Annotated in this window: 23 protein-coding genes and 10 pseudogenes; 18 read left to right on the forward strand and 15 right to left on the reverse strand. The window is 49.6% G+C overall.

What is annotated here, in order from left to right; all coding sequences use genetic code 11:
- Nucleotides 1–417 precede the first annotated feature (417 nt).
- Together ACQGXV_RS07965 and ACQGXV_RS07970 are read right to left on the reverse strand one after the other, a co-directional pair.
- Complete coding sequence (locus ACQGXV_RS07965) at nt 418–1,020, reverse strand: methionine ABC transporter permease (RefSeq protein WP_440866103.1); 603 nt, start codon at nt 1,018–1,020, stop codon at nt 418–420.
- A 53-nt stretch (nt 1,021–1,073) separates the two neighbouring features.
- A pseudogene (locus ACQGXV_RS07970) lies at nt 1,074–1,487 on the reverse strand (ATP-binding cassette domain-containing protein); the annotation flags it as partial.
- Nucleotides 1,488–2,006: 519 nt separating this feature from the next.
- Between ACQGXV_RS07970 and ACQGXV_RS07975 the strand changes: the two are divergent.
- The 3 genes and pseudogenes from ACQGXV_RS07975 to ACQGXV_RS07985 all read left to right on the forward strand — a co-directional run.
- Nucleotides 2,007–2,273 (forward strand): IS630 transposase-related protein, encoded by a 267-nt coding sequence (locus ACQGXV_RS07975; protein ID WP_440864154.1) that lies wholly within the window; start codon nt 2,007–2,009, stop codon nt 2,271–2,273.
- On the forward strand, nt 2,197–2,730 hold the full coding sequence (locus ACQGXV_RS07980) for an IS630 family transposase (RefSeq protein WP_440867327.1): 534 nt from the start codon (nt 2,197–2,199) through the stop codon (nt 2,728–2,730). Before ACQGXV_RS07975 ends, ACQGXV_RS07980 begins: the two co-directional genes overlap by 77 nt.
- A gap of 19 nt (nt 2,731–2,749) precedes the next feature.
- A pseudogene (locus ACQGXV_RS07985) lies at nt 2,750–3,466 on the forward strand (IS256 family transposase); the annotation flags it as partial.
- A gap of 13 nt (nt 3,467–3,479) precedes the next feature.
- Here the strand turns inward: ACQGXV_RS07985 and ACQGXV_RS07990 are convergent.
- Entirely contained in the window at nt 3,480–3,671 is a 192-nt protein-coding gene (locus ACQGXV_RS07990) for a hypothetical protein (RefSeq protein WP_440866104.1), read from the reverse strand.
- A gap of 237 nt (nt 3,672–3,908) precedes the next feature.
- Nucleotides 3,909–6,233, reverse strand: coding sequence for a Tex family protein (locus ACQGXV_RS07995; protein WP_440866105.1), 2,325 nt, complete (start codon nt 6,231–6,233; stop codon nt 3,909–3,911).
- A 272-nt stretch (nt 6,234–6,505) separates the two neighbouring features.
- Here ACQGXV_RS07995 and ACQGXV_RS08000 point away from each other — a divergent pair.
- From ACQGXV_RS08000 to ACQGXV_RS08025, 6 genes and pseudogenes are all read left to right on the forward strand, one after another.
- Nucleotides 6,506–7,228, forward strand: a pseudogene (locus ACQGXV_RS08000) (citrate/2-methylcitrate synthase); the annotation flags it as partial.
- Between the two features lie 53 nt (nt 7,229–7,281).
- Nucleotides 7,282–7,560: a transposase gene (locus tag ACQGXV_RS08005; protein WP_440863524.1), complete on the forward strand. Its 279-nt coding sequence runs from the start codon at nt 7,282–7,284 to the stop codon at nt 7,558–7,560.
- Complete coding sequence (locus ACQGXV_RS08010) at nt 7,557–7,700, forward strand: hypothetical protein (protein ID WP_440866106.1); 144 nt, start codon at nt 7,557–7,559, stop codon at nt 7,698–7,700. The genes ACQGXV_RS08005 and ACQGXV_RS08010 overlap by 4 nt, the downstream gene beginning before the upstream one ends.
- Nucleotides 7,701–7,761: 61 nt before the next feature.
- Nucleotides 7,762–8,680, forward strand: a pseudogene (locus ACQGXV_RS08015) (IS5 family transposase).
- A gap of 23 nt (nt 8,681–8,703) precedes the next feature.
- Nucleotides 8,704–9,480: an IS3 family transposase gene (locus ACQGXV_RS08020; protein WP_440867328.1), complete on the forward strand. Its 777-nt coding sequence runs from the start codon at nt 8,704–8,706 to the stop codon at nt 9,478–9,480.
- A gap of 12 nt (nt 9,481–9,492) precedes the next feature.
- Nucleotides 9,493–10,059 (forward strand): annotated as a pseudogene (locus ACQGXV_RS08025) (citrate/2-methylcitrate synthase); the annotation flags it as partial.
- Between the two features lie 56 nt (nt 10,060–10,115).
- On the opposite strand, the pseudogene ACQGXV_RS08030 reads toward ACQGXV_RS08025, so the two are convergent.
- From ACQGXV_RS08030 to ACQGXV_RS08045, 4 genes and pseudogenes are all read right to left on the reverse strand, one after another.
- A pseudogene (locus ACQGXV_RS08030) lies at nt 10,116–11,410 on the reverse strand (lysophospholipid acyltransferase family protein); the annotation flags it as partial.
- Between the two features lie 17 nt (nt 11,411–11,427).
- Entirely contained in the window at nt 11,428–11,961 is a 534-nt protein-coding gene (locus tag ACQGXV_RS08035; RefSeq protein WP_440867179.1) for an IS630 family transposase, read from the reverse strand.
- The gene (locus ACQGXV_RS08040) at nt 11,885–12,250 is read right to left on the reverse strand and encodes an IS630 transposase-related protein (protein ID WP_440862584.1); all 366 of its coding nucleotides are present in this window, start codon (nt 12,248–12,250) and stop codon (nt 11,885–11,887) included. Before ACQGXV_RS08040 ends, ACQGXV_RS08035 begins: the two co-directional genes overlap by 77 nt.
- Before the next feature lie 33 nt (nt 12,251–12,283).
- Nucleotides 12,284–12,643, reverse strand: a pseudogene (locus ACQGXV_RS08045) (1-acyl-sn-glycerol-3-phosphate acyltransferase); the annotation flags it as partial.
- Nucleotides 12,644–12,725: 82 nt separating this feature from the next.
- Here ACQGXV_RS08045 and ACQGXV_RS08050 point away from each other — a divergent pair.
- The 4 genes and pseudogenes from ACQGXV_RS08050 to ACQGXV_RS08065 form a co-directional block, all read left to right on the forward strand.
- Nucleotides 12,726–13,625, forward strand: a complete 900-nt coding sequence (locus tag ACQGXV_RS08050; protein ID WP_440862705.1) for a transposase family protein — start codon at nt 12,726–12,728, stop codon at nt 13,623–13,625.
- A 52-nt stretch (nt 13,626–13,677) separates the two neighbouring features.
- A pseudogene (locus tag ACQGXV_RS08055) lies at nt 13,678–13,827 on the forward strand (ATP-binding protein); the annotation flags it as partial.
- Nucleotides 13,828–13,986: 159 nt separating this feature from the next.
- On the forward strand, nt 13,987–14,145 hold the full coding sequence (locus ACQGXV_RS08060; RefSeq protein ID WP_440866107.1) for a helix-turn-helix domain-containing protein: 159 nt from the start codon (nt 13,987–13,989) through the stop codon (nt 14,143–14,145).
- Nucleotides 14,146–14,308: 163 nt separating this feature from the next.
- A pseudogene (locus ACQGXV_RS08065) lies at nt 14,309–15,110 on the forward strand (IS3 family transposase); the annotation flags it as partial.
- Here ACQGXV_RS08065 and ACQGXV_RS08070 read toward each other — a convergent pair.
- Both ACQGXV_RS08070 and ACQGXV_RS08075 read right to left on the reverse strand, forming a co-directional pair.
- Entirely contained in the window at nt 15,077–15,499 is a 423-nt protein-coding gene (locus ACQGXV_RS08070) for an IS3 family transposase (RefSeq protein WP_440866108.1), read from the reverse strand. The pseudogene ACQGXV_RS08065 and the gene ACQGXV_RS08070 overlap by 34 nt on opposite strands.
- Before the next feature lie 153 nt (nt 15,500–15,652).
- Nucleotides 15,653–15,931, reverse strand: a complete 279-nt coding sequence (locus ACQGXV_RS08075) for a transposase (RefSeq protein ID WP_440862591.1) — start codon at nt 15,929–15,931, stop codon at nt 15,653–15,655.
- 51 nt (nt 15,932–15,982) lie between these two features.
- Here ACQGXV_RS08075 and ACQGXV_RS08080 point away from each other — a divergent pair.
- The 3 genes and pseudogenes from ACQGXV_RS08080 to ACQGXV_RS08090 all read left to right on the forward strand — a co-directional run.
- A pseudogene (locus tag ACQGXV_RS08080) lies at nt 15,983–16,237 on the forward strand (transposase); the annotation flags it as partial.
- A gap of 880 nt (nt 16,238–17,117) precedes the next feature.
- Nucleotides 17,118–17,879: a winged helix-turn-helix domain-containing protein gene (locus ACQGXV_RS08085; protein WP_440866109.1), complete on the forward strand. Its 762-nt coding sequence runs from the start codon at nt 17,118–17,120 to the stop codon at nt 17,877–17,879.
- On the forward strand, nt 17,866–18,339 hold the full coding sequence (locus tag ACQGXV_RS08090; RefSeq protein WP_252120375.1) for a FidL: 474 nt from the start codon (nt 17,866–17,868) through the stop codon (nt 18,337–18,339). The genes ACQGXV_RS08085 and ACQGXV_RS08090 overlap by 14 nt, the downstream gene beginning before the upstream one ends.
- 60 nt (nt 18,340–18,399) lie before the next feature.
- Here the strand turns inward: ACQGXV_RS08090 and greB are convergent, their stop codons facing one another.
- Nucleotides 18,400–18,882 carry a transcription elongation factor GreB gene (gene greB, locus ACQGXV_RS08095; RefSeq protein WP_440866110.1) on the reverse strand — a complete coding sequence of 161 codons (483 nt, stop codon included), beginning with the start codon at nt 18,880–18,882 and terminating at the stop codon, nt 18,400–18,402.
- Nucleotides 18,883–19,129: 247 nt separating this feature from the next.
- Here greB and ompR point away from each other — a divergent pair, with 247 nt between their 5' ends.
- Entirely contained in the window at nt 19,130–19,849 is a 720-nt protein-coding gene (gene ompR, locus ACQGXV_RS08100; protein ID WP_440866111.1) for an osmolarity response regulator transcription factor OmpR, read from the forward strand.
- Entirely contained in the window at nt 19,846–21,219 is a 1,374-nt protein-coding gene (gene envZ, locus ACQGXV_RS08105; RefSeq protein WP_440866112.1) for a two-component system sensor histidine kinase EnvZ, read from the forward strand. Before ompR ends, envZ begins: the two co-directional genes overlap by 4 nt.
- Nucleotides 21,220–21,274: 55 nt before the next feature.
- Here the strand turns inward: envZ and pckA are convergent, their stop codons facing one another.
- From pckA to yrfG, 4 genes are all read right to left on the reverse strand, one after another.
- The gene (gene pckA / locus ACQGXV_RS08110; protein WP_440866113.1) at nt 21,275–22,912 is read right to left on the reverse strand and encodes a phosphoenolpyruvate carboxykinase (ATP); all 1,638 of its coding nucleotides are present in this window, start codon (nt 22,910–22,912) and stop codon (nt 21,275–21,277) included.
- Nucleotides 22,913–23,127: 215 nt separating this feature from the next.
- Nucleotides 23,128–24,000, reverse strand: coding sequence for an Hsp33 family molecular chaperone HslO (gene hslO, locus ACQGXV_RS08115; RefSeq protein ID WP_440866114.1), 873 nt, complete (start codon nt 23,998–24,000; stop codon nt 23,128–23,130).
- Nucleotides 24,001–24,176: 176 nt separating this feature from the next.
- Complete coding sequence (gene hslR, locus ACQGXV_RS08120) at nt 24,177–24,578, reverse strand: ribosome-associated heat shock protein Hsp15 (protein ID WP_440866115.1); 402 nt, start codon at nt 24,576–24,578, stop codon at nt 24,177–24,179.
- Nucleotides 24,579–24,620: 42 nt separating this feature from the next.
- Nucleotides 24,621–25,307 (reverse strand): GMP/IMP nucleotidase, encoded by a 687-nt coding sequence (gene yrfG, locus ACQGXV_RS08125; RefSeq protein WP_440867329.1) that lies wholly within the window; start codon nt 25,305–25,307, stop codon nt 24,621–24,623.
- Nucleotides 25,308–25,366: the final 59 nt, after the last annotated feature.

The following is a 25,366-nucleotide window of genomic DNA, read 5'->3' on the forward strand; positions in this document are numbered from 1 at the left end:
CCTGCCATATCATCCTGGCCCGCCCTGTGCATAAATATAAAACTCCTTGCCAATCAATCCGTGAAGAAAGTGCAAGTGATCGTCTTAACATTTTGATAAGTTATTTTTATCAATAAATATCAGCAAGATACAAATATAGTTTTGACAATCCTGCCACAGTTCATTTTATGCAGGCCAAGAGAAGCCTGTAGATAAGTCTGTTAAGAAAATTATGAGATTTTATATTACATGAAACGCAAAAGAGAGGAGTAAACACTTCGACACCTGCAAACTCGCTGAACAAAAAATAGCCTATTACGCGAGCGGGACGCAATTGTGGACTGGTTAGTCTCGGAGCACAAGTAATTTATCTTTCATCTGCGATTGAACGCTTAAAATATAATCACAGAACCGATCTTGCGCCACAGCAACGATCGATCATCGTCGATGGGATAACGCGCGCACCAAACGATCGCCGATCGATTGCACACCCTGAACTAAAATCACCAGAACCACCACCGTACCCGCCATCACCTGATCGTTAAAACGCTGATAGCCATAGCGGATCGCCAAATCACCCAACCCACCGCCGCCGATCACGCCCGCCATGTAAGAGAACCCGATCAACAACACTACCGTTAGGGTCACACCAGCCAGAATGGTTGGCAGCGCTTCTGGCAGCAACACTTTGCCGATCACGTGCCAGAGCGATCCCCCCATTGACTGGATCGCCTCAATACGCCCGCGCTCCACCTCATCCAACGCATTTTCCACTACGCGGGCAAAAAAGGGAAAAGCCCCGATGGTGATCGGTACGATCGCCGCCGTACTTCCCAACGTGGTGCCCACGATCAGACGGGTTAACGGGATCAGCGCAATCAACAACGCCACAAACGGTAACGAGCGACCAACGTTGATCACCGCGCCCAGCCCCCGATTTAACCAAGGCAAGGGCGCAACCCCGTCAGATCGCGTGATAAACAACACCACGCCCAACGGCAGGCCAATCAGCACGGTAAACAGCGCTGCCAGCCCCACCATGTAGCCCGTCTATAATGTGGCATTCCACATCAACGCAATAAACTCATCCCAGCTCAGGCGACCTTGCATAAGGCACTCCCCTCAATGATGCCGTGACGGCGAAGAAACGCCTGTTCTGCCGCATAATCGGGCAGCAACGCTCTACGCAGTTGGGAATCAGGCGTCGCAAGCAGCGTCGACAGCGCCCCGCTTTCCACAATCTTGCCTTGCTCCATCAGCGCCGCGTGATCGCAAATGGCTTTTACCACCGCCAGTTCGTGCGTGATCAACACGATCGTCACACCTAACTGACGGTTAGTGTCTGCCAGCAGCGCCAGCACCGATTCCGTGGTTTCAGGATCGAGCGCGCTGGTCGCCTCGTCGCACAGCAAATACTTCGGCTTTGCCGCCAACGCACGCGCAATACCGACACGCTGTTGCTGCCCACCGGATAACTGAGAGGGGAAGGCGCGCGCTTTATCACTAAGCGTGTTGCTTAATAGTGAAATAAGGGTGTTTCGGTGATTGAAGTAAATTTTACGCTGTTCTGAGATGGAAATTGGCTTTGTTGAATAATTTAAAATACTGATTTAAATGAGTATTATAAAATTTTAACGACTAAATTTTACTACCGTAATGCTTTTTATTGTGCTAACTATTTGATTTATCGCTCTAACAAAATACATTTTCTGTACATGCATCCCACCTAAAGAAGTTGTAAATCAAAACGTTAAATTATTCAACAAAGCCCCGCTGGATGCGCTTTATCCCATTGTTTATAGCTAAACGACTTAATTTTGATTACATTATTTAAATGAGCTATTCAATTGATTTTAGACGTAAAGTGATATCTACACGGAAAAACGAAGGGTTGAGTATCCGAGAAACAGCGAAGCAATTTCGGATTGGCCCTGCCTCTGTATAGCCAAGCGACATTATTTTGATAACAGCCAGCTATGCTTCTTTGCCGCATATCAGGGCATAGGATGTAATCATTTTTAAGTCGGTTGGCTATATCGCGTTGGATTAATCAAATAGAGTCAAAAGCATCGACCACGCGTCAGCGAAAGATCGATAAATCCGAGTTGATAAAAGATGTTGAACAATATCCAGATGCTTACCAAAAAGAACGTGCAGAGCGTTTTGGCGTTTGTCAGAAGGCCATTTGGCAAGCGCTTAAAAAGCTGGGATTGACCTATAAAAAAAACTCTACGTCATCCGAAAGCCGACGAAAACGCCCGGCAGGGATTTCAACAAAAAAAACAACAGTATGAAAAAGAAGGTAAACCTATTGTTTTTATTGATGAAAGTGGTTTTTCACACGATGCCCCACGGACTCACGGCTATTCCCCAAAAGGTCAACGGTGTTTTGGCCTGAAGAACTGGGGAACTAGGGGAAGAACAAATGTTATCGGCGCTTTATTAGGCACAACGCTGTTTGCTATCGGATTATTTGATATCAATATTAACAGCGATGTTTTCTATGCCTGGGTCACACAAGTCCTTATCCCAGTACTCCCTAAAAACAGTGTAATCATGATGGACAATGCCACTTTTCACAAAAAACATAATATTCAACAAGTCATCATCGATGCAGGGTATATGGTGGAGTATTTGCCTACATATTCGCCAGATCTTAACCCAATTGAGCATAAATGGGCACAAGCAAAAAGCAAAAAAAGAGAGATGGGTTGCGATACAGAGAGTTTGTTCTCAGTCCATATGGTGTAATCAAAATTAAGTCGCTTGGCTATACCTTGACTGTATTGTGGTCAAAAGCCAGGACGGCGGAGCCGTGGCCAACAAGTCTGTTTATCTGGCCCTCGGCGTCAACGGCCAGGGCGAAAAAGAGCTGCTGGGGCTATGGATAGCCAAAACTGAGGGGGCCAAGTTCTGGTTATCTGTGATGACAGAACTGAAAAATCGTGGGCTAAAGGACATCTTCGTCGCCTGCTGCGATGGCCTGAAAGGCTTTCCTGATGCCATTGAAGCTGTTTACCCGCATACGCGGGTACAGCTCTGCATTGTGCATCAGGTACGGAACTCGCTGCGCTACGTCGGCTGGAAAGAGCGTAAGGCCGTTGCTGCTGACCTGCGCACCATCTATAGTTCCGCAACGCTAGAGGGCGCTGAAGAGGCCCTGGATGCCTTCGCGGCCAAATGGGATGAGCAGTTCACGACGATCAGCCCGTCGTGGAGAAATAATTGGGAACGTCTCATCGTCATTTTTGACTTTCCGCCGGAGATCCGCAAGGTTATCTACACCACCAACGCGATAGAGTCGTTAAATGCTTCATTGCGCAAGATAACGAAAACGCGACGAATATTTCCAACGGATGACTCGGTGATAAAATTACTCTATCTAGCCTTGCATAATATCTCTGCTAAATGGACCTTGCCAATCAGAGACTGGAAACCTGCTATGAGCCAATTCATGTTGATGTATGGAGAACGAATCTCCGGTTAAGCAATGGAGCCATTTACACAAAATTCTTTACAGACTCTTTCTGCTCTGCACCCATCTGCCGCTCGTGATCTTTTCGATTCTTTTTCCGATAAATCAAATAACAAGCTGAAAATTCAGCGGCTAAATCTTTCAATTCTTCGACTGATAATCCAATGATTGCTTTACATAAACGATTATCTCGTAACAACCGCTCTTTGTTGATCATTTCAAACCTTTATTCTCTAAGTTAAACCTCTTTTTATTCTCAATAGCCTGACAAAAAATGCAAGTCTCTATTCAGCAACTAGTTTACTGACTTGAGTCAGCGCATCGGGGTGAATGAATCTCATCCCTGAGATTCACCCTTCGGGCCAACGCAAGCGCTGTTCAAATTCGCTCCAGACAAATTTGTCCCTCGCTTACCGCCTTCCTGTAACTCGAAGTATTTAGGGTATCCAAAAAACTAACGTTTTTTAAATGCGGCGGCCAGTGCATCGCTCATGGCGCTATTGCCTGTTGAGCTCTGCGGCTGTTTTGCACGCGGTGTATGATTAGCAGGGCGAGATCCGGTGTTGCGTTGAGCACCGCTGGCGCTACGGCGTGACGTGGTGTCACCCGGCTGTTCATCGAGACGTAGGGTCAGCGCGATGCGCTTACGTTGCAGATCGACCTCCAACACTTTGACCTTCACGATATCCCCGGCTTTCACCACCTTGTGCGGATCGTCGACATAGCGATCGGACAGCGACGAGATGTGTACCAAACCATCCTGGTGTACGCCGATATCCACGAAAGCGCCAAAGTTGGTGACGTTGGTGACTGCACCTTCTAACACCATGCCCGGTAACAGATCGTTGAGCGTTTCCACCCCTTCGGCGAACGCAGCGGTTTTAAACTCCGGTCGCGGATCGCGCCCAGGTTTTTCCAGCTCTTTCACGATGTCCGTCACCGTGGGTAAACCGAAGCGTGCGTCGGTGAAATCCACGGCCTTGAGTTTGCGCAGCTCGGTCGTATCACCCATCAGATCGCGCAGCGTCTGGCGTGTGGCTTCCAGAATGCGTTCGACCACCGGGTAGGCCTCAGGGTGAACCGTTGAGGCATCCAGTGGGTTATCACCCTGGTTGATACGCAGGAATCCGGCGCACTGTTCGAACGCTTTTGGCCCCAGGCGACTGACCTTGAGCAACTGCTGACGGTTGTCAAAGCGCCCGTTCTCATCACGCCAGTTGACGATATTCTGGGCCATCATTTTACTGAGGCCGGCAACACGCGTTAGCAGCGCCACCGAGGCAGTATTCAGATCGACACCCACGGCGTTAACGCAGTCTTCTACCACCGCATCGAGCTTTTTCGCCAGTTGCATCTGGCTCACATCGTGTTGGTATTGGCCGACACCAATGGATTTGGGATCGATCTTCACCAGCTCTGCCAGTGGATCTTGCAAGCGACGGGCAATAGAAACCGCACCGCGCAGGGAAACATCCAGACTGGGGAATTCCAGCGCCGCCAGCTCGGAGGCTGAATACACTGAAGCACCCGCTTCACTGACAATCACTTTCTGAGCCTTAATTGCCGGGAACCGTTTTTGCGTATCAAGGAAGAAACGTTCGGTTTCACGTGATGCGGTGCCATTGCCGATCGCCACGAGTTCTACCTGATGTTTGACGCACAGCGCCGCAATGGTCGGCGCAGCCTTAGCGGCCTGCCCGGTATGCGGATAAATCGTATCCGTGGCAACCAGTTTTCCGGTTGCATCCACCACCGCAACTTTCACGCCGGTGCGCAGGCCTGGATCGAGCCCCATGGTGGCTCGCATTCCGGCCGGTGCTGCCATCAGCAGATCGTGCAGGTTGCGCGCAAACACATTGATGGCTTCTTCTTCGGACTTTTCACGCACGGTACCCATCAGCTCGGTTTCCAAATGCAACAGCACCTTGATACGCCAGGTCCAGTTGATCACCGCACGGCGCCAGTTGTCGGCAGGGGCGTTGTTTAGCCGCAAATTCAGGTGTGAAAGGATGATCTGTTCACCGTGGCTTTCGCGCGGTGGCTCGTCAAACTGTGGGTCGGCGTTCAGGGCGAGTTGCAGCACCCCTTCGTTGCGGCCGCGAAACATCGCCAATGCACGGTGCGAGGGCACGCTGGCGATCGGTTCTTGGTGGGCAAAGTAGTCGCGGAACTTCGCGCCTTCATCTTCTTTACCTTCGACCACGCGTGCCACCAAATGAGCATTTTTCCACAAGTAGTCACGCACCTTGGCCAGCAAGACGGCATCTTCGGCGAAACGCTCCATCAGAATGTAGCGTGCACCGTCCAGCGCGGCTTTGACATCGGCAACGCCTTTGTCTTCGGCGACATAGGCCAACGCCGCCTCTTCGGGCACCTGGCTCGGCTCTTGCCACAGGCTGTCTGCGAGCGGCTCGAACCCCGCTTCGATGGCAATTTGTCCACGAGTACGGCGTTTAGGTTTGTACGGCAGATAGAGATCTTCCAGTTCAGTCTTACTCAGGGTGCCATTAATCGCCAAAGCCAGCGGTGGTGTTAATTTTCCCTGCTCTTCGATCGATTTCAGAATGGTCTGACGCCGTTCTTCCAGTTCGCGCAAGTAACCGAGGCGGGTTTCCAACTGGCGCAGTTGGGTATCATCCAACCCGCCAGTCACTTCCTTACGGTAACGAGCGATGAACGGTACGGTGTTCCCTTCGTCCAGCAGTCGGACGGCGGCGTCAACCTGCTCCTTTCGCGCCTGCAATTCGCTGGCGATAATCTGGCTCAATGCATCATTCATAATCGGAATTCAATCATCATCAAGGGGTGAGTTAACTAATCGGGGACAGTTATACGGATTGCGTAGCAAAAATGCCAGTCGGCATTATGGCCTCTCAGAAAATTTACCTATGTCAATTTTTCAGCGAATTGTTCGAATTTAAAGCCTTTTTTCGCGTATTAAGGAAAGGTGCGGTACGGAGTGTGCTCTGGCTGTGTTACGGTAATGCGGCGCAGATTCGCGTTATGGGGTGTCATGTTGGTGAAAGGCGCATTCGGACGGGAGAAAGAATAATGACAGTCAAGAAATCCATCCTGACGATGGAAGAAAAAAAGAACATTGCGCTCAACGTGCGCGCGGGCGTGTTAGGCAAAGAGGCCGTAGACATTCGTCCGTTATGTGCGCAGGGGCTGTGCAGCTACGATCCGGGGTTCAATAACACAGCCGGGTGTGAATCCGCCATCACCTACATTGACGCTGCCAATAGCGTGCTGCTGCATCGCGGGTTTCCGGTGGAGCAACTGGCTGAGAAGTGTGATTTTACCGAAGTGTTTTACATCATGCTGCACGGTGATGCGCCGAATCGTGAAGAGTACGATCAGTTTGTCAACAGCATCACACGGAATACCATGATTCATGAGCAAATCTCGCGTATGGTCAGCGGGTTTCGTCGCGACTCGCACCCGATGGCGCTGATGTGCGCAGTGGTCGGGGCGCTGGCGGCGTTTTATCACGACGTGCTGGATATTCACAACGAAGAGCACCGCGAGCTGGCGGCGCTGCGCCTGTTGTCGAAGATGCCGACGCTGGCCGCCATGAGCTACAAATTTTCCATTGAGCAACCGGCGGCTTATCCGCGCAACAGCCTCTCATATACTGGCAGTTTCCTGCATATGCTGTTTTCCGTTCCGGCGGAAAAGTATGAAGTCAACCCGGTGCTGGAACGTGCAATGAACCGGGTGCTGATTCTGCACGCCGATCACGGCCAATGTCCCTCTACCACCGCAGTGAGAGCTGTAGTGGTTGAATAATCAGGACACTAAACTTACATCCAAAACGGAGGTGTTTAGTGAACCATAAACGACAATTTACCCCTGAGTTTAAAAAGGAAGCCGTTGCCCTGGTAACAGAGCAGGGCTATACGATAGCCAGGGCAGCAGCATCGCTGGGCATAAGCAACAAAACCCTGCATACATGGGTCTCGCTGGCACGCGAGCAGAGCAACGGCGTACTCAGCGATGATGAACGTGCAGAGTTAAAACGGTTACAAAAGGAAAACAAAGAGTTACGTACAGAGAAGGAGATACTAAAAAAGGCGAGTGCCTTCTTCGCGAAACATATGTGGTGAGATACCGGTTCATTCTCGACAATGCCACTGACTTCAGCGTTCGTACACTCTGTCGGGTCATGCGTGTGACGGCCTCTGCCTGGTATGCATGGCGAAAAAAGCCCGCCGAACCGCTGCAAAAAGACGGCTTTGTTGAATAAATCGAACTTTCAGGGGATCGCCGGATCAAAGCACTATCATCGCTCACGATAGCAGCTCCCCATGGCAAAGCAAAAGTTTAAAATCACCAACTGGCCCACCTACAACAAAGCACTCAGACAACGCGGCTCCCTGACGGTCTGGCTTGATGAGTCGGCCATCGCTGCATGGACTGACAGTTCTTCGCATGAAGGTCGTGGTCGGCCGCTTTACTACACCGATATGGCTGTTACCACGGTTTTGATGATAAAGCGCGTGTTTAATCTGTCGCTCCGGGCATTACAGGGCTTTGTCGACTCGGTTTTTACACTGATGAGCCTGCCACTGCGCTGCCCGGACTACTCTCTGGTCAGTCGGCGGGCAAAAACCGTCAGTATCAGCATAAAAACGCCAACGCGTGGTGAAATCTCGCATCTGGTCATCGACAGTACCGGTCTGAAGGTCTTTGGCGAAGGTGAATGGAAAGTCAGGCAGCATGGGGCTGACAGACGAAGAGTGTGGCGCAAGCTTCATCTGGCAGCAGACAGTGCGACGCATGAGATTATCTGTGCCGACTTATCGCTCAGCGGAACGACAGATGCGCAGGCACTGCCGGGCCTGATTAACCAAACCCACCGAAAAATCAGGGAAGTGTCAGCAGACGGTGCTTATGACGCCCGTTACTGCCACGATGCGTTGCTAAGAAAGAAAATCAGGCCCCTTATCCCGCCGCGAAGCGGAGCCAAATACTGGCCGGACAAGTACCATGAACGTAACCATGCGGTGGCGAATCAGCGTCTGAGCGGGAGTAATGATATGTGGAAAAAGAAAGTGGGTTATCACCGGCGTTCAGTGGCAGAAACAGCGATGTTCCGCATAAAAACTTTGCTGGGTGGCCATCTGAGCCTGCGTGACTATGAGGCTCAAGTAGGTGAAGCCATGGCGATGGTCACTGAACCGTATGACGTTGTTGGGTATGCCACACAGCGTCAGGATAGGATAACAGGTGTAGCAGAGGGAGTCATCCTGTCGGCTAATTCTGATTTATTCAACAAAGCCCAAAAAGACGTGAAGGTCCGGATCAGGTTAAAGGCGCTGTTCGCCGCCAGCATACAGGGAGCAGGAAGCCGGACGCTGGTCAAAAGGCTTCGTGGAGAAGGCATCATAATCAGCCGCTGGCGGGTGAGGAAACTCATGCAGGAAGAGGGGCTGGTCTGCCGACAGCGCCGGACTTATAAGGTCACGACAAAACACCGCCCGGGTGCAGAGGTGGCCCCAAACCTGCTGAACCAGAATTTTAACCCGCCGGGGCCAAATCAGGTGTGGGCGCGTGACATCACGTATCTGAAGACCGGTGAAGGCTGGCTGTATCTGGCGGCTATTATGGATTTGTACTCCCGGCAGATAGTGGGCTGGCAGGTGGACAGACGGATGACCTCATCGCTGGTCTGCGGGGCCCTGATGAAGGCATATAACCTGCGAACTCCCCCGCCGGGCCTGGTGGTGCATACGGACAGGGGGGCGCAGTACACGGGACAACGCTTTCAGGCGCTGCTGAGCAGCTACAGGCTGAGGAGCAGTATGGGAGACGTGGGTGCCTGCTGGGATAATGCGGTGATGGAGCGCTTCTGGGGCAGTCTGAAACATGAATGGTTGCTGCTGGTACCCCAGCCAACACGGGCTTACATGGAGCAGGATGTGGCGACGTATATCCGCTACTACAACCTACACAGGCATCATGCCGCTAACGGGGATCTGTCTCCGGTGCGTTATGAACAAATGGCTGAGAAAAAAGTGTCCTGATTTACTTGACCAGTGCAAGCATCCGGTTCCTCCGGCGCCAACCCCTTTGCGTGCATTGCCGCCGGGCTGGCAACCATGTGGGGAACCAACCATGGCGGTGCTAATGAAGCCTGTATGCGCATGCTGGAAGAGATCAATACCGTTGAGCGTGTTCCCGATTTTGTACGCCGGGCCAAAGATCGCCGCGATTCGTTCCGTTTGCTGGGCTTTGGTAACTCGGTGTATCACCATTTTGACCCGCGTGCGGCCGTGCTGCGAAAAACCTGCCATGAAGTGCTCAATGATATGGGGCCGAAAGATAATCTGATGCAGGTGGCGATGGAACTGGAACATATCGCCATGACCGATCCCTATTTCCTTGAGCACCGGCTCTATCCGAGCGTGGATTTCTACACGGCGGTGATCCTGAAAGCCATGGGCCTGCCGCCCTCCATGTTCCCGGTTATTTCTGCGGTAGGCCTCACTATCGGCTGGATTGCCCACTGGAAGGAACTGCATACTCAGGAACCCAAAATCTATCGTCCCTGCCAGATTTATATCGGGCAACCACGTCGGGACTACGCATCACAGTTGAAATAATGCGTCCGCCATCCTCCGTGAAAACGGAGGATGGCAATAACAAAGAAGGGCGATGGCTACGCGTGCTCTTGCGGAGTCGGCTGTGGCTCCGGTAGGAGGGGAGCCACATAGCGCTGGTAGCGAGACGGTTTGAGCTGTGTCATATCCACCAGCACCAGGCCATCGATGCAATTGTTAAAATCAGGGTCGATACCGAAATCGATAAACTGTACACCGCCGGTTTCACAAACCTCAGAATATTGCTTGTACAGTGTGGGAATCGCGCATCCCATGTTGTTGAGCATGCTTTTTAGCCGCGTCAGATCTTGTTGATAGTCGGTGCCTTCAAACTGTTTTAACACATCGGGCAACGAGGCCGGATAAGGCCGACGTGAGGTAGCCATTGGCTGACTCGGTGAGAAGTACAGGCGATAAAAGGCAACCAGCAGATCCCGCGCGTGCGGTGGCAGGGTGCCGGAAAGCGACACCGGACCGAACAAATAGCGATATTGCGGGTAACGGGCCAGATACGCGCCGATCCCCAGCCACAGATAGTCGAGCCCACGTTTTCCCCAATATTTGTGCTGAATAAAGCTGCGCCCTAATTCAATGCCCTGCGCCAGAATCGGATCCATCTCTGCCCCATACTGAAACAGGCTGTGGCTATACAGACCGTTAAGGCCTTTGTGGGCAATTTGCTGCGCGGTAGGCTCCGACAATTTCCAACTCCTTTTCATCCCATAAAATCAGATGCAGGTAGTCGTCGTCATAGCTGTCCAGATCGCGCCGCTTGCCTGAGCCTTCTCCGACGGCGCGGAACGCGATTTCGCGCAACCGTCCCAGCTCGCGCAGAATCGGCACATATCCCTCTTCACCGCGTCGATAGAGGTAAACGACCTTACCGTCAGGGGTGGTGCCTAAGGTTTCACACACGGCTAGCGCGTGCTTCAGCGCGGCGCGATCTTCCGCCAGAGCAATCGGTTTTTCTCCCAGAAAAGTGCCGGGTTTACCCAAGCCCAGTCGATAGACATGGCGGCGGAAACGGGCTGCAACATCGTTGGCATTCCACTCTCCGTGGCTCCAGGTATAGCCAACCGACTTAAAAATGATTACATCCTATGCCCTGATATGCGGCAAAGAAGCATAGCTGGCTGTTATCAAAATAATGTCGCTTGGCTATAGCATAGGGAATGCGGGCGCCAATACGGATTTTGAGCTTCTGGCTGCGTTGTTGAAACATTTCTCGGACCAACAGCAGCGTTGAGAGCGGCCGGTAGAGTAAAGAAGAGAGGTAGAACAAGCTGCTGTTGCGCCCGCTGATGTGAATCGGAACGACGGGCGCACGGGCTTTGCTTGCCATGCGAATATAGCCAAGCGACTTAATTTTGATTACACCATATGGACTGAGAACAAACTCTCTGTATCGCAACCCATCTCTCTTTTTTTGCTTTTTGCTTGTGCCCATTTATGCTCAATTGGGTTAAGATCTGGCGAATATGTAGGCAAATACTCCACCATATACCCTGCATCGATGATGACTTGTTGAATATTATGTTTTTTGTGAAAAGTGGCATTGTCCATCATGATTACACTGTTTTTAGGGAGTACTGGGATAAGGACTTGTGTGACCCAGGCATAGAAAACATCGCTGTTAATATTGATATCAAATAATCCGATAGCAAACAGCGTTGTGCCTAATAAAGCGCCGATAACATTTGTTCTTCCCCTAGCTCCCCAGTTCTTCAGGCCAAAACACCGTTGACCTTTTGGGGAATAGCCGTGAGTCCGTGGGGTATCGTGTGAAAAACCACTTTCATCAATAAAAACAATAGGTTTACCTTCTTTTTCATACTGTTGTTTTTTTTGTTGAAATCCCTGCCGGGCGTTTTCGTCGGCTTTCGGATGACGTAGAGTTTTTTTTATAGGTCAATCCCAGCTTTTTAAGCGCTTGCCAAATGGCCTTCTGACAAACGCCAAAACGCTCTGCACGTTCTTTTTGGTAAGCATCTGGATATTGTTCAACATCTTTTATCAACTCGGATTTATCGATCTTTCGCTGACGCGTGGTCGATGCTTTTGACTCTATTTGATTAATCCAACGCGATACAGAGGCAGGGCCAATCCGAAATTGCTTCGCTGTTTCTCGGATACTCAACCCTTCGTTTTTCCGTGTAGATATCACTTTACGTCTAAAATCAATTGAATAGCTCATTTAAATAATGTAATCAAAATTAAGTCGTTTAGCTATAAAACCGCTGTGCCAATGCCCATCGCGAATCCCTTGTAGGCTAATGCGTGACACTTCGCCTGCCGGAAACAGAATGATGGCACCCTCCTGACTAAGGTGCTGCTGTATCGCATTGATTTGTGAACGCTTGGTGCGGTTGTTAACGTTATCGACGGCGAGCAGCACCCCTTTTAATGGGGTAATTTAGGAGAGCACTTGGCTGGCTAGAATACGCACGTCAGGGCGAACGCTCGCCACCGCGCGCAGCAGTGCCAGACCATCCAGTGAGCCGATCGGGTGGTTGGCGACCAGCACCACCGGCCCCTGGCTAGGGATGTTTTCTAAATCCCCCTCCACCATTTCACAGTTGAAATTAAACTAGTTGCTGAATAGAGACTTGCATTTTTTGTCAGGCTATTGAGAATAAAAAGAGGTTTAACTTAGAGAATAAAGGTTTGAAATGATCAACAAAGAGCGGTTGTTACGAGATAATCGTTTATGTAAAGCAATCATTGGATTATCAGTCGAAGAATTGAAAAATTTAGCCGCTGAATTTTCAGCTTGTTATTTGATTTATCGGAAAAAGAATCGAAAAGATCACGAGCGGCAGATGGGTGCAGGGCAGAAAGGATTTATCCCAACCCCATTAGATAAACTGCTTTTTATTTTATTGTATTTAAAATGTTATCCGACCTATGATTTGCAAGGACTTCTTTTTGGTTTAGATAGAACACGGGTATGTCGCTGGGTAAAAATATTATTGCCGGTTTTAGAGATGACCTTGGGGCGAGAATGTGTTTTGCCCGCTCGTCAAATTCGCTCTGCTGAGGAATTTTTTCGCGCCTTTCCTGGAGTTAAAGACGTCTTTATTGATGGGACAGAGCGACCTGTCCAAAAGCCTAAGAATCTGCGTCGGCGAAAAAAAATGTATTCGGGAAAGAAAAGACAGACCACTCGAAAAGGGCTTATTATGACTGACGAAACAAGGCAAATTGGATTTATCCCCATGAGCAAAAATGGGCGCGGTCACGATAAACGCTTACTCGATAAAGTCGATATAATTCGCCATATTCCTCCTGAGGTAACCATCTGGGCAGATACCGGTTTTCAAGGTATAGATAAACAGCATCCTAATACACAAATCCCAAAAAAAGGAACTCGAAAAAGACCTTTATCGCCTGAACAAAAACAAGAAAATAAAATAATCTCGGGCATCCGTATTACAGTTGAACACGCCATCGCGGGTATCAAGCGCCTCGGTTGCATGACCCAAATTTTACGGAATCGTAGACCCTTTATTGATGATACCTTCTTACTCCTTAGCGCCGGTCTTTGGAATTTCCATCTCAGAACAGCGTAAAATTTACTTCAATCACCGAAACACCCTTATTTCACTATTAAGCAACACGCTTAACGTGCTGGCAACGGCGATCCTGGACAGGTTGCTGCATCACTCAACGACGCTGAATATCAAGGGGGAGAGCTACCGGCTAAGAGAGAAACGTAAGGCAGGCGTACTGAGCAAGAATCGTGCGCCAGAAAACAATGTAGTGGCATACTGAATTTGGCCACCTAAGTAGAGGTGATATGCTTACCTCATAATTTTTATAGGTGCCAAAATGAGTAAAATAATTACTGCTGAATTTAAATGTGAAACCGCCAAATTAGTCCTTGACCAAAATTATATAGCTAAACGACTTAATTTTGATTACATTATTTAAATGAGCTATTCAATTGATTTTAGACGTAAAGTGATATCTACACGGAAAAACGAAGGGTTGAGTATCCGAGAAACAGCGAAGCAATTTCGGATTGGCCCTGCCTCTGTATCGCGTTGGATTAATCAAATAGAGGCTTTGTTGAATAATTTAACCGTTTGATTTACATCTTCTTTAGTTAGAATGCATTTACAGAGAATGTATTTTGTTAGAACGACAAATCAAATAGTTAGCACAATAAAAAGCATTCCGAGAGGAAAAATTAGTCGTTGGAATTTTATAATGCTTATATAAATCAGTATCTTAAATTATTCAACAAAGCCGGTCTGCGGGCGCAAGGACTATCGCCACGATGGTTACCAATACACACGACGTGAAACTTGGGCGGTGGTTAGCGGGTAAGTTGATGAAAGAATTAACCCTCGTTAGTTGCCAAACAAGAAAACATCAATACAACCGCGGTGGAAATGAACGTATTGATATTCCAAATCTGCTCAATAGGCAGTTTCCTGTTACCAAGCCTGACCAGGTTTGGTGCGGCGATGTAACCTATATTTGGACAGGCGACCGATGGGCGTATCTGGCGGTGGTATTAGATTTATTTGCCCGAAAACCCGTGGGTTGGGCAATGTCGTTTTCGCCAGATTCAGAATTAACAGCCAAAGCACTACAAATGGCTTGGGAACTGCGTGGGCATCCCAAACAAGTCATGTTTCATAGTGACCAAGGAGGCCATTACACCAGTCGTCAGTATAGGCAGGCATTGTGGCGTTATAGCCAAGCGACATTATTTTGATAACAGCCAGCTATGCTTCTTTGCCGCATATCAGGGCATAGGATGTAATCATTTTTAAGTCGGTTGGCTATATCAGATGACCCAAAGTATGAGTCGCAGAGGAAATTGTTGGGATAATAGTCCGATGGAGCGATTCTTCCGTAGTCTGAAGACTGAATGGGTGCCAACGACTGGCTACCAAAGCTTTAGTACTGCTCAATCATCCATTATTCGCTACATAACCCATTATTATAGCGATGTCAGACCTCACTGGTATAACGGTGGGTTAACACCAAATGAATCAGAACGGCTGTTCCATCAACAGTCAGGTAGGGTGGCCAAATTTAGTTGACCACTACAAATAGCCGCCAGATACAGCCAGCCTTCACCGGTCTTCAGATACGTGATGTCACTCGCCCATACCTGATTTGGCCCCGGCGGGTTAAAATTCTGGTTCAGCAGGTTTGGTGCCACCTCTGCACCCGGGCGGGGTTTTGTCGTGACCTTATAAGTCCGGCGCTGTCGGCAGACCAGCCCCTCTTCCTGCATGAGTTTCCTCACCCGCCAGCGGCTGATTATGATGCCTTCTCCACGAAGCCTTTTGACCAGGGTCCGGCTTCCTGCTCCCTGCCTGCTGGCGGCGAACAGCGCCTTTAACCTGACCCGGACCTCCACGTCTTTTTGCAGCGGTTCGGCGGGCTTTTTTCGCCATGCATACCAGGCAGAGGCCGTCACACGCATGACCCGACAGAGTGTACGAACGCTGAAGTCAGTGGCATTGTCGAGAATGAACCGGTATAGCCAACCGACTTAAAAATGATTACATCCTATGCCCTGATATGCGGCAAAGAAGCATAGCTGGCTGTTATCAAAATAATGTCGCTTGGCTATATCTCACGACATATGTTTCGCGAAGAAGGCACTCGCCTTTTTTAGTATCTCCTTCTCTGTACGTAACTCTTTGTTTTCCTTTTGTAACCGTTTTAACTCTGCACGTTCATCATCGCTGAGTACGCCGTTGCTCTGCTCGCGTGCCAGCGAGACCCATGTATGCAGGGTTTTGTTGCTTATGCCCAGCGATGCTGCTGCCCTGGCTATCGTATAGCCCTGCTCTGTTACCAGGGCAACGGCTTCCTTTTTAAACTCAGGGGTAAATTGTCGTTTATGGTTCACTAAACACCTCCGTTTTGGATGTAAGTTTAGTGTCCTGATTATTCAACCACTACAGGGCTTCCCCTCTCTCTGGTTGTCTCAGGGGCAAATACCCACGACATAAAGCTGGTTGCTGATACTCTCGACGCCCTTCAGACGGGCAGACCCGGCAGAAAGCTCCGCCTCTGTCTGGACAAAGGCTATGAAGCCGGATGGCTGGAGGCCTGTCTGAAAAGTCGTCGTTACGAACCTCATATCCAGTCAAGGAAAGAGGAGTCGGAAGCCATCAAAAACACGGATTTTAAAGCTCACCGCTGGGTAGTGGAGGCTTTGTTGAATAATTTAAGATACTGATTTATATAAGCATTATAAAATTTCAACGACTAATTTTTCCTCTCGGAATGCTTTTTATTGTGCTAACTATTTGATTTGTCGTTCTAACAAAATACATTCTCTGTAAATGCATTCTAACTAAAGAAGATGTAAATCAAACGGTTAAATTATTCAACAAAGCCGGTAGTGGAGAGAACGCACAGCTGGATGAATCGCTTTCGTCGGGTTCTGACTCGCTGGGAGAAGAAAGTCGAAAATTATTAGGCGATGCTGCATTTTACCTGCGGCATCATTGTCTGGAATAAAATCCTATTGGGATAGGCTCTAAGTTTCTGGGTTATAGTTTACCTGTGTTATTGTTCATCGCGGTATTTACAGGTAACCTCTTTTTTCAAATCGTAAAATTTGTTTTTTATTGTTTATAGGCTAAAGCTTGAATTGATATCGTTTTAATAGGTTTAATGTATCGCCTTACAGCGAAGAGCGTGGCCCTATTCATTTTCGATGTTCACTATGTTCAAGAGGTTAGTGTTTTTTTATTTTTTTTGTTTATCTTCGATTGGCATAGGGTTAATCGTATTTTCTTTCAAAAAACGTGCTTGTGTTTTTTATGGGAAATAACAATCTAAAACAGCTTTAAATAATCTTTGACAATAAACGAGCAAATTTTTATGCTACGGCTCAACTCTTTTTATGTCGTCGTGTAAAGGTATGGCGTAAAGGTATTGTTTAAACCAATATTCTCATGGGTGTTAATGAGCGATCTAAGATATATATCGCAGGATTTCCATTTCCTATGCTTCGTGTAAATAAACATATCATCAATAGGGTTAGGTTATCTTTAAAATAATACTTGCTTATCCCAGAGGTTTTTATGGCCTACTTGATTAATCAAACCATCATTTTCAATGATGGACAGGGAACTTTATCTTGGCGCGATCGTGAAGGTGAAGCTATTTCATTGAGCGCGCCTATTGCACGCATACTCGCTACTCTGATTGATAATCCGGGGGTTACATTAAGCCGTGAGTTGTTGCTGCGAGAGGCACTAGAAAAGTATTCACTTTCTCCTTCTATTAGTAATCTCAATAATTATATCTCATTGCTTAGAAAGGTATTACGTAATTTTGGCTTAGCGGAATCTATTGTCACTGTCCCGAAATCAGGTATTGTTTTTCATGTCGACAGCATTGAAGCCTATGTCAAACAACAAACAGATGTTCGCACGACAGAGAAGACGGTGGAGACATCGATGAACGAGCCGGCCCGTGGTGTAAATCCCCGATTGGCTGCGCCAGAAAATACGTCTCATCGGTTCCAGATAGGCTATACGACCAAGATTATTTTTATCATCGGTATGATTCTGTTATTTATTTTGATTATGGTGTCATTTTCTGGTCATTTCCCTTATCGCCCTTTTGTCAGAGTCAATATGATTAATAAATGTGATGTTTTTGCATTACAGGATGAGGTCAACCGCGACTCGATCGCGGATTATCAGGAACTCTGTGAGGATCATGTTTTGTTTATTTCATCAAAAACGATACCGTTGCACAGTTTAGGAATGAAAAAAAATCGCATCATCATTGCATGTAGCAAACGCGGAAAAGGATGTACGACCTATGTTGAAAAATAATCTTGGCAATAAAATGGTATGGTTTAGCCTGTTATTATTGGTGGTGGTTCTATTAGTGGGGCCCTATTATTTTAAACGTCAGTCTTTTCACAAACCGGTGATTTGTTGTGGCGAGGTGAGGGTCAGTGAGGGGAATGAAAAATATAAAATAAGGAAAGAATATGATGTCAATGTTTATTTAAGCGATAAAAATCGTGCATTAATTTTTATTGATGGTGTGTTTATTGGTGAAGATGATATTCCCCGGACCATACAGCGCACGTTCAGTTTTGACTCTGTCTGGAATGAAAATCGCCTGTTGGTCAAGAATGTCGCACTGGATAAAAATCCGGAGGACAATGCACCCGATGATGCTTTCTCGATGATCGGAGAAAATGATATTCTGGAGTTCGAAATGCTGACGCGTGATGTCTACCTTATCAGCACCGCGTGGTCAAAATTGGCCTGCAATATCCGTTGATGTCACCCCTGCAGCCCGCAACACCGTGGTGACGGTGTGGGTAAATACGCGGCCAGGCGATCACTCGGCGGGCGCATTATAGGTTATCTGGTTTACGTACCACGTTTTTTCGCCCGAAGGTGTTGTTACTTTCACCTCTTCGTCGCGTTCTTTTTTCAGCAATGCCCGCGCCATGGGGGCGTCGATTGAAATATAGTCTTTACGCCCATAGATCTCATCAGGGCCAACGATGCGAAAGCGCATCTGGTCGCCTTGCTCGTTTTCTACTTCAACCCAGGCACCGAAGAACACTTTGCCTTCTTGCTGAGGGGAGTAATCGACGACACGAACGATTTCCAGACGTTTGCGTAAGTAGCATACCCGGCGGTCTATTTCCCGCAACAGCCGCTTGTTATATTGGTAGTCGGCATTTTCACTGCGATCGCCTAAACTTGCCGCCCAAGCCACTTTTTCTGTAATTTCTGGACGACGTTCTTTCCAAAGATAGTTAAGCTCTTTGTAGAGCATGTAGTAACCTTCACGGGTGATAAGATCGGTTGTCATCGTTTGCTGCCATCATCGGTTATTACGAGTACGCATAGCGCGGCGTTGATACAACGTGAGCAGTATAGGCGTTGCTACATCCTAAGGCGATTGCGCTTGTAAAATGAAGGAAATGATTGATTAATCACTATTTTATTATGCTTTGTAACAATTTTGCCTGCAATATATACCAGAAACGACTGTCAGTAATTCATGGGTTTTTGAACAATACGGGCATCGGCAGCGATTACGCTTTTGGAGAATGAAAATGCAAGAGAATTATAAAATTCTGGTAGTAGATGATGATATGCGCCTGCGCGCACTGCTGGAGCGTTACCTGATGGAGCAAGGTTTTCAAGTACGTAGCATAGCCAATGCTGAACAGATGGATCGTTTACTGACGCGTGAGTCCTTTCACCTGATGGTGCTGGACCTGATGTTGCCGGGCGAAGATGGCCTCTCGATTTGCCGCCGCCTGCGCAGCCAAAGCAACCCGATGCCCATCATTATGGTGACGGCGAAAGGGGAAGAGGTGGATCGTATCGTTGGCCTGGAAATTGGCGCCGATGACTACATTCCTAAACCGTTTAACCCGCGTGAGCTGCTGGCGCGCATCCGTGCTGTTCTGCGCCGTCAGGCGAACGAGTTGCCGGGGGCGCCGTCACAGGAAGAGGCGTTGATCGCCTTTGGCAAGTTCAAGCTTAACCTTGGCACGCGCGAAATGTTTCGCGATGACGAGCCGATGCCGTTAACCAGCGGGGAGTTTGCGGTGTTGAAAGCGTTGGTCAGCCACCCGCGTGAACCCTTATCTCGCGATAAACTGATGAACCTGGCGCGTGGTCGTGAATACAGCGCCATGGAACGTTCCATCGACGTGCAAATCTCGCGGCTGCGTCGCATGGTAGAGGAAGATCCGGCGCATCCGCGCTATATCCAAACCGTCTGGGGCCTGGGATACGTCTTTGTGCCGGACGGCAGTAAAGCATGAGACGATGGCGCTTTTCTCCGCGCAGTTCGTTTGCCCGGACGCTGTTGCTGATTGTTACCCTGTTGTTTGTCAGCCTGGTCACCACCTATCTGGTGGTGCTCAACTTCGCCATTTTGCCAAGCTTGCAGCAGTTCAACAAAGTCTTGGCCTACGAAGTGCGTATGCTGATGACCGACAGGCTGCAACTGGAGGATGGCTCTTCGCTGGAAGTGCCACCGGCGTTCCGGCGTGAAATCTATCGCGAGCTGGGGATTTCCCTGTATACCAATGCCGCGGCGGAGGAAAGTGGCCTGCGTTGGGCGCAGCACTACAAGTTTTTGAGCCAGCAAATGGCACAACAGCTTGGCGGCCCGACGGATGTACGCGTTGAAGTCAGCAAAAATACCCCCGTGGTGTGGTTGAAGACCTGGCTTTCACCCGATATCTGGGTAAGGGTGCCCCTGACGGAAATTCATCAGGGCGATTTTTCTCCGCTATTCAGGTACACGCTGGCGATTATGCTGCTCGTTATCGGCGGGGCGTGGCTGTTTATACGTTTGCAAAACCGGCCGCTGGTGGAGCTGGAGTATGCTGCGCTGCAAGTGGGGAAAGGCATTATTCCGCCCGCGTTGCGTGAATATGGTGCTTCCGAGGTGCGCTCGGTAACGCGCGCTTTTAACCAGATGGCGTCGGGAGTCAAACTGCTGGCCGACGATCGTACGCTCTTGATGGCGGGCGTCAGCCACGATTTACGGACGCCGTTAACACGTATCCGGCTGGCGACCGAGATGATGAGCAAGGATGATGACTATCTGGCTGAGTCCATCAACAAGGATATTGAAGAGTGTAATGCCATCATCGAACAGTTTATCGACTATCTGCGTACGGGCCAGGAGATGCAGATGGAAGCGGCGGATCTCAACAGTATTCTGGGCGAAGTCGTGGCGGCTGAGAGCGGCTATGAGCGCCAGATTGACAGCGATTTCTCCGACGGTGAACTGATGGTGCGTATCAGCCCGCTCTCCATCAAACGCGCGGCGCTGAATCTGGTGGTCAATTCGACGCTCTATGGTAATGGTTGGATCAAGGTGAGCAGCGGACGAGAACTGCAACGCGTCTGGTTCCAGGTGGAGGATGATGGTCCGGGTATCGATCCTGCTCAGTTGGCGCATATATTCCAACCGTTTGTGCGCGGCGACAGCGCGCGTACTACCAGCGGTACAGGATTAGGGCTGGCAATCGTGCAGCGTATCATTGATGCGCATGACGGGGCGTTAGACGTGGGCACCAGCGAGCGTGGTGGGCTGTGCGTGCGCGCTTATTTGCCTTTACCCTACGAGCAGGCCAAAGAAGGGCCGTCAACGGTTGAAAAAGAGACGTCAGAAGGGTGAAGCAGGGCGGTTAACGCAGAAGAAAAAAGCGCGGACAAGCCCGCGCTTTTGCGTTTTATGGCGTGATTTCCGCCCCAATTTCTGGCCCGGCGCTCACCAGCGCCTGACCGGCAGGGGTATCGGTATATTTGTCGAAGTTGGTGCAGAAACGCTGCGCCAAATCTTCGGCTTTTTCTTGCCACTTCGCCCGGCTGGCGTAAGTGTTGCGTGGATCCAAAATCTGAACATCGACGCCAGGCAGCGAGCGCGGGATATCCAGATTGAAGATCGGCAACGTATGCATTTCGGCATCATCAATGCTGCCATTCAGAATGGCATCAATGATGGCACGGGTGTCTTTAATCGAGATGCGTTTTCCCGAACCGTTCCAGCCAGTGTTGACCAGATAGGCCTGTGCACCCGCGGCTTTCATACGTTTTACCAGCACTTCGGCATAACGTGTGGGATGGAGCGACAGAAACGCCGCACCAAAGCAGGCGGAAAATGTCGGGGTAGGCTCGGTGATCCCGCGCTCTGTGCCTGCCAGTTTGGCGGTGAAGCCGGACAGGAAATGATACTGTGTCTGGTCGGGCGTAAGGCGTGATACCGGCGGCAGCACGCCGAAGGCATCGGCCGTCAGGAAAATCACCTTACGGGCGTGTCCCGCTTTGGAAACCGGTTTGACGATGTTATGAATGTGGTAAATGGGGTAGGAGACGCGGGTGTTCTCCGTTTTACTGCCATCGTTGAAATCCACGCTGCCATCTTCCCGTACCGTGACATTCTCCAGCAGTGCATCGCGTTTGATGGCACCGTAAATATCCGGTTCCGCTTCTTTCGACAGCTTGATGGTTTTTGCGTAGCAGCCACCTTCAAAGTTGAACACGCCGTCATCATCCCAGCCGTGCTCGTCGTCGCCAATCAACTGACGTTTCGGATCGGTGGACAGCGTGGTTTTTCCGGTGCCGGACAGGCCGAAGAAGATGGCCACATCCCCTTTTTTACCGACGTTGGCGGAGCAGTGCATGGAGGCGATGCCCTTGAGCGGCAGCAGGTAGTTCATGATAGAGAACATCCCTTTTTTCATTTCGCCGCCGTACCAGGTGCCGCCGATCAGTTTGATCCGCTCCGTCAGGTTGAAAGCGACAAAGTTCTCTGAGTTTAGCCCCTGCTCCTGCCATTGCGGATTGGTACATTTCGCCCCATTCATCACGATGAAATCGGGCTCAAACTGCGTGAGTTCATCCTCTTGTGGGCGAATAAACATGCTTTTGACGAAGTGGGCCTGCCAGGCAACCTCAGTGATAAAACGCACTTTCAGGCGGGTATCGGGGTTGGCACCGCAGAAGGCATCGATGACAAACAGACGTTTGCCAGACAGTTGCTCGGTCACCAACTGTTTCAGGTGACTCCAGACTTCTTGCGTCATGGGGTGGTTATCGTTCTTGCCTTTGCCTTGATCCGACCACCACACGTGTTCACGTGAGGTGTCATCACGAACGATATATTTATCTTTGGGCGAACGACCGGTAAAAACCCCGGTGTCGACGGCGATAGCGCCCAGTTTAGTTTCTCGACCGCGTTCATATCCCTTCAGGTCGGGAGCAACCTCCTCCTGGAAAAGTACTTCATAACTCGGATTGTAGACAATCTCGCTGACATCGCGGATTCCATAAGCGGCGAGGGCTTGTGGTGCAATACCTTTGATCTGCATATCGCTACTCCTCAATAGTTATAGTCATACTAATAATCATTGTACGGAGTAAGCCTATTTTAGCTGGGATAACAATCATAAAATTAAATAATTTAAGACATGGGTTTGTTTAATTTTCGTTAAGTGAAACGATTCTTCTCCTGTGAGGGCGAAAAATGAAAACGGGCACCGAAGTGCCCGTTTAGTCAGTAACATGCTGTCAATGTCTTATGCGATCAATGCCTTGTAGCATCTGGGCTGCCGTGACGAATATCACTGATTTCGCTGGCGCTAAACAGGTAGTGAGTACCGCAGTAATCGCAATGCATATCGATTTCTTGTTCCTGTTCCAGCATCTCATGCAGATCGGCATCCGACAGCGTCATTAATGCATCTGCGCAACGTTCACGCGAGCAGTGACAGTGAAACGATACGGCCTGCGGCTCGTAAAGCGTCACCGATTCCTGATGGTAAAGGCGGTACAACACCTCGTTCGCAGGCAGGGTAAACAGCTCTTCGTTTTTGATGGTGATTGTCAATTGCACCAGATGATCAAAATCGTCGTGGCCGACGTGCTGCGCCGGCAGCACTTGCAGCAGGATGCCTGCGGCAACCGGGCGGCCTTCATGCTCCCCGCTGCGAATAAACAGTCGGGTAGGCAACTGCTCGGATTGTAGGAAATAGTTCTCCAGACAAATGGCAACCGAATCCCCCTCCAGACCGACCACCCCTTGGTAACGCTCACCTTCCTCGGGGGTAATGGTGATCACCAGATAACCATTGCCGACCATGTCACGCAGCGTTGCGTCGGGTGTAATCTCACCCTGCAAGCGGGCAACACCTCGCATTTGCTGCTGGTTATTACCGTTAATGACGGCGAGTTTCAGCGGACCGTCGCCCTGAAGCTGTACGGTGATATCGCCATTGAACTTCAACGTCGCCGTCAACAGGCTGGTGGCGGCAAGCATATCACCCAGAATCAGGCGCACAGGCGCCGGGTAGTCGTGGTTGTCCAAAATTTGTTGGTAGGTATTACTGACCGTCACCAACTCGCCGCGAACGGCATGATTTTCAAACAGATAACGGTGCAGTTGGTCATGGTTAGACATGGTTTCTCTCTTTATGGTCAGGAACTACTCTGAATTGCTGCGACCGTCATATTTCACGTGGCTGCATGCGTTCACCCAAATCATTTACCCGAGGACGCTCATCGGGATTAGTGACTCTCATCCCTGAGATTCACCCTTCGGGTCAGCGCTTGCCGCCTTCCTGCAACTCTAATTATTTAGGGCGTGTATTTAAATTTTATCAGATCGCGCCGTTCTTTTTTATCAGGACGACGATCCGGGTGCGGCATCGTCAGGGCGTTCATCTTGCGTGCCAAGGCGACCTTTTCGCGTTTTTCGACGCTTTGCTCGGTCTCTCGATACAGCAATTGCGCTTCAGGTGCCGAACGACGTTGTGAACTGAGGGCACAGACCAGCACGGTTCGTTCGTCGTTGCCCTGACGCAGTTTGATTTCAGCATCCAGTTCTACCAGCTTGCTCGGCTTGGCTCGTTGCCCATTGTAATGCACCTTGCCGCCATCGATGGCTTCGCGCGCGACAGCACGGGTTTTGTAGAATCGAGCGGCCCAGAGCCATTTGTCCAGGCGAATACTGTCATCTGACTCGGTCTTCTCTTTCATATTAACCTCTTGCTCATAAACGCCTTGAACATAGACACATTATCAGGACGCGCGTTGCGCCATGTGTAAGGCGGGCAGGAACGCCAGATAATCATTCATGGCCGGATGGCGATCAAAAGATTTCTCCTGCTGGCCTGAGTCCGGGTTGGTGACCCCAAGACAGTAACGCAGGCCAAACGCTTTGGCCGCATACAGAATCGGTTCGCTGTCATCGATAAATAACGTGCGTTCTGGATCAAACCCCACCTGCGCGTGCACCTGTTGCCACAGTTGCTGATGCTCCTTCGGATACCCATACGTATGGGTGGAAAGTAATAAATCAAGGTGTCTGTCGAGCCCGGTATGCGCCATTTTTACCGCCAGGCCGTGCGGATGGGCGTTGGTGAGCAATACGCGCTGTTTGCCACTGGCGGCCAATGCGGTGAGAAACGGCTCGGTATCGGCTCGCAAACGGGCGCGTGCGCCTATCTCACTGGTCATTTGATAGATATCAAGACCGAGGCGTTCACTCCAGTAATCAAAGCAGTACCAGTTCAATGTGTGTTGGACGGCGTGATACACTTTCTCTATCACTTTTTTTGCTTCACTCAGGGAAATATTTCTCTCAACGCTGAGTTGTTCTGGCACCCGTTGCAGCCAGAAGTAGCTGTCAAAAGCCAGGTCCAGCAGGGTGCCATCCATGTCCAGTATAACGGTATCGATATCATTCCAATTGAGATTTTGCGGCATCGGTAGGGCGGTGGGCATGGTGCAAGAAAACAACGCATCGCATGGAGTCGGTGGCATGT

The sequence above is a fragment of the Symbiopectobacterium purcellii genome (genome assembly GCF_052050035.1).
Taxonomy (GTDB): Bacteria; Pseudomonadota; Gammaproteobacteria; order Enterobacterales; family Enterobacteriaceae; genus Symbiopectobacterium; species Symbiopectobacterium purcellii_A.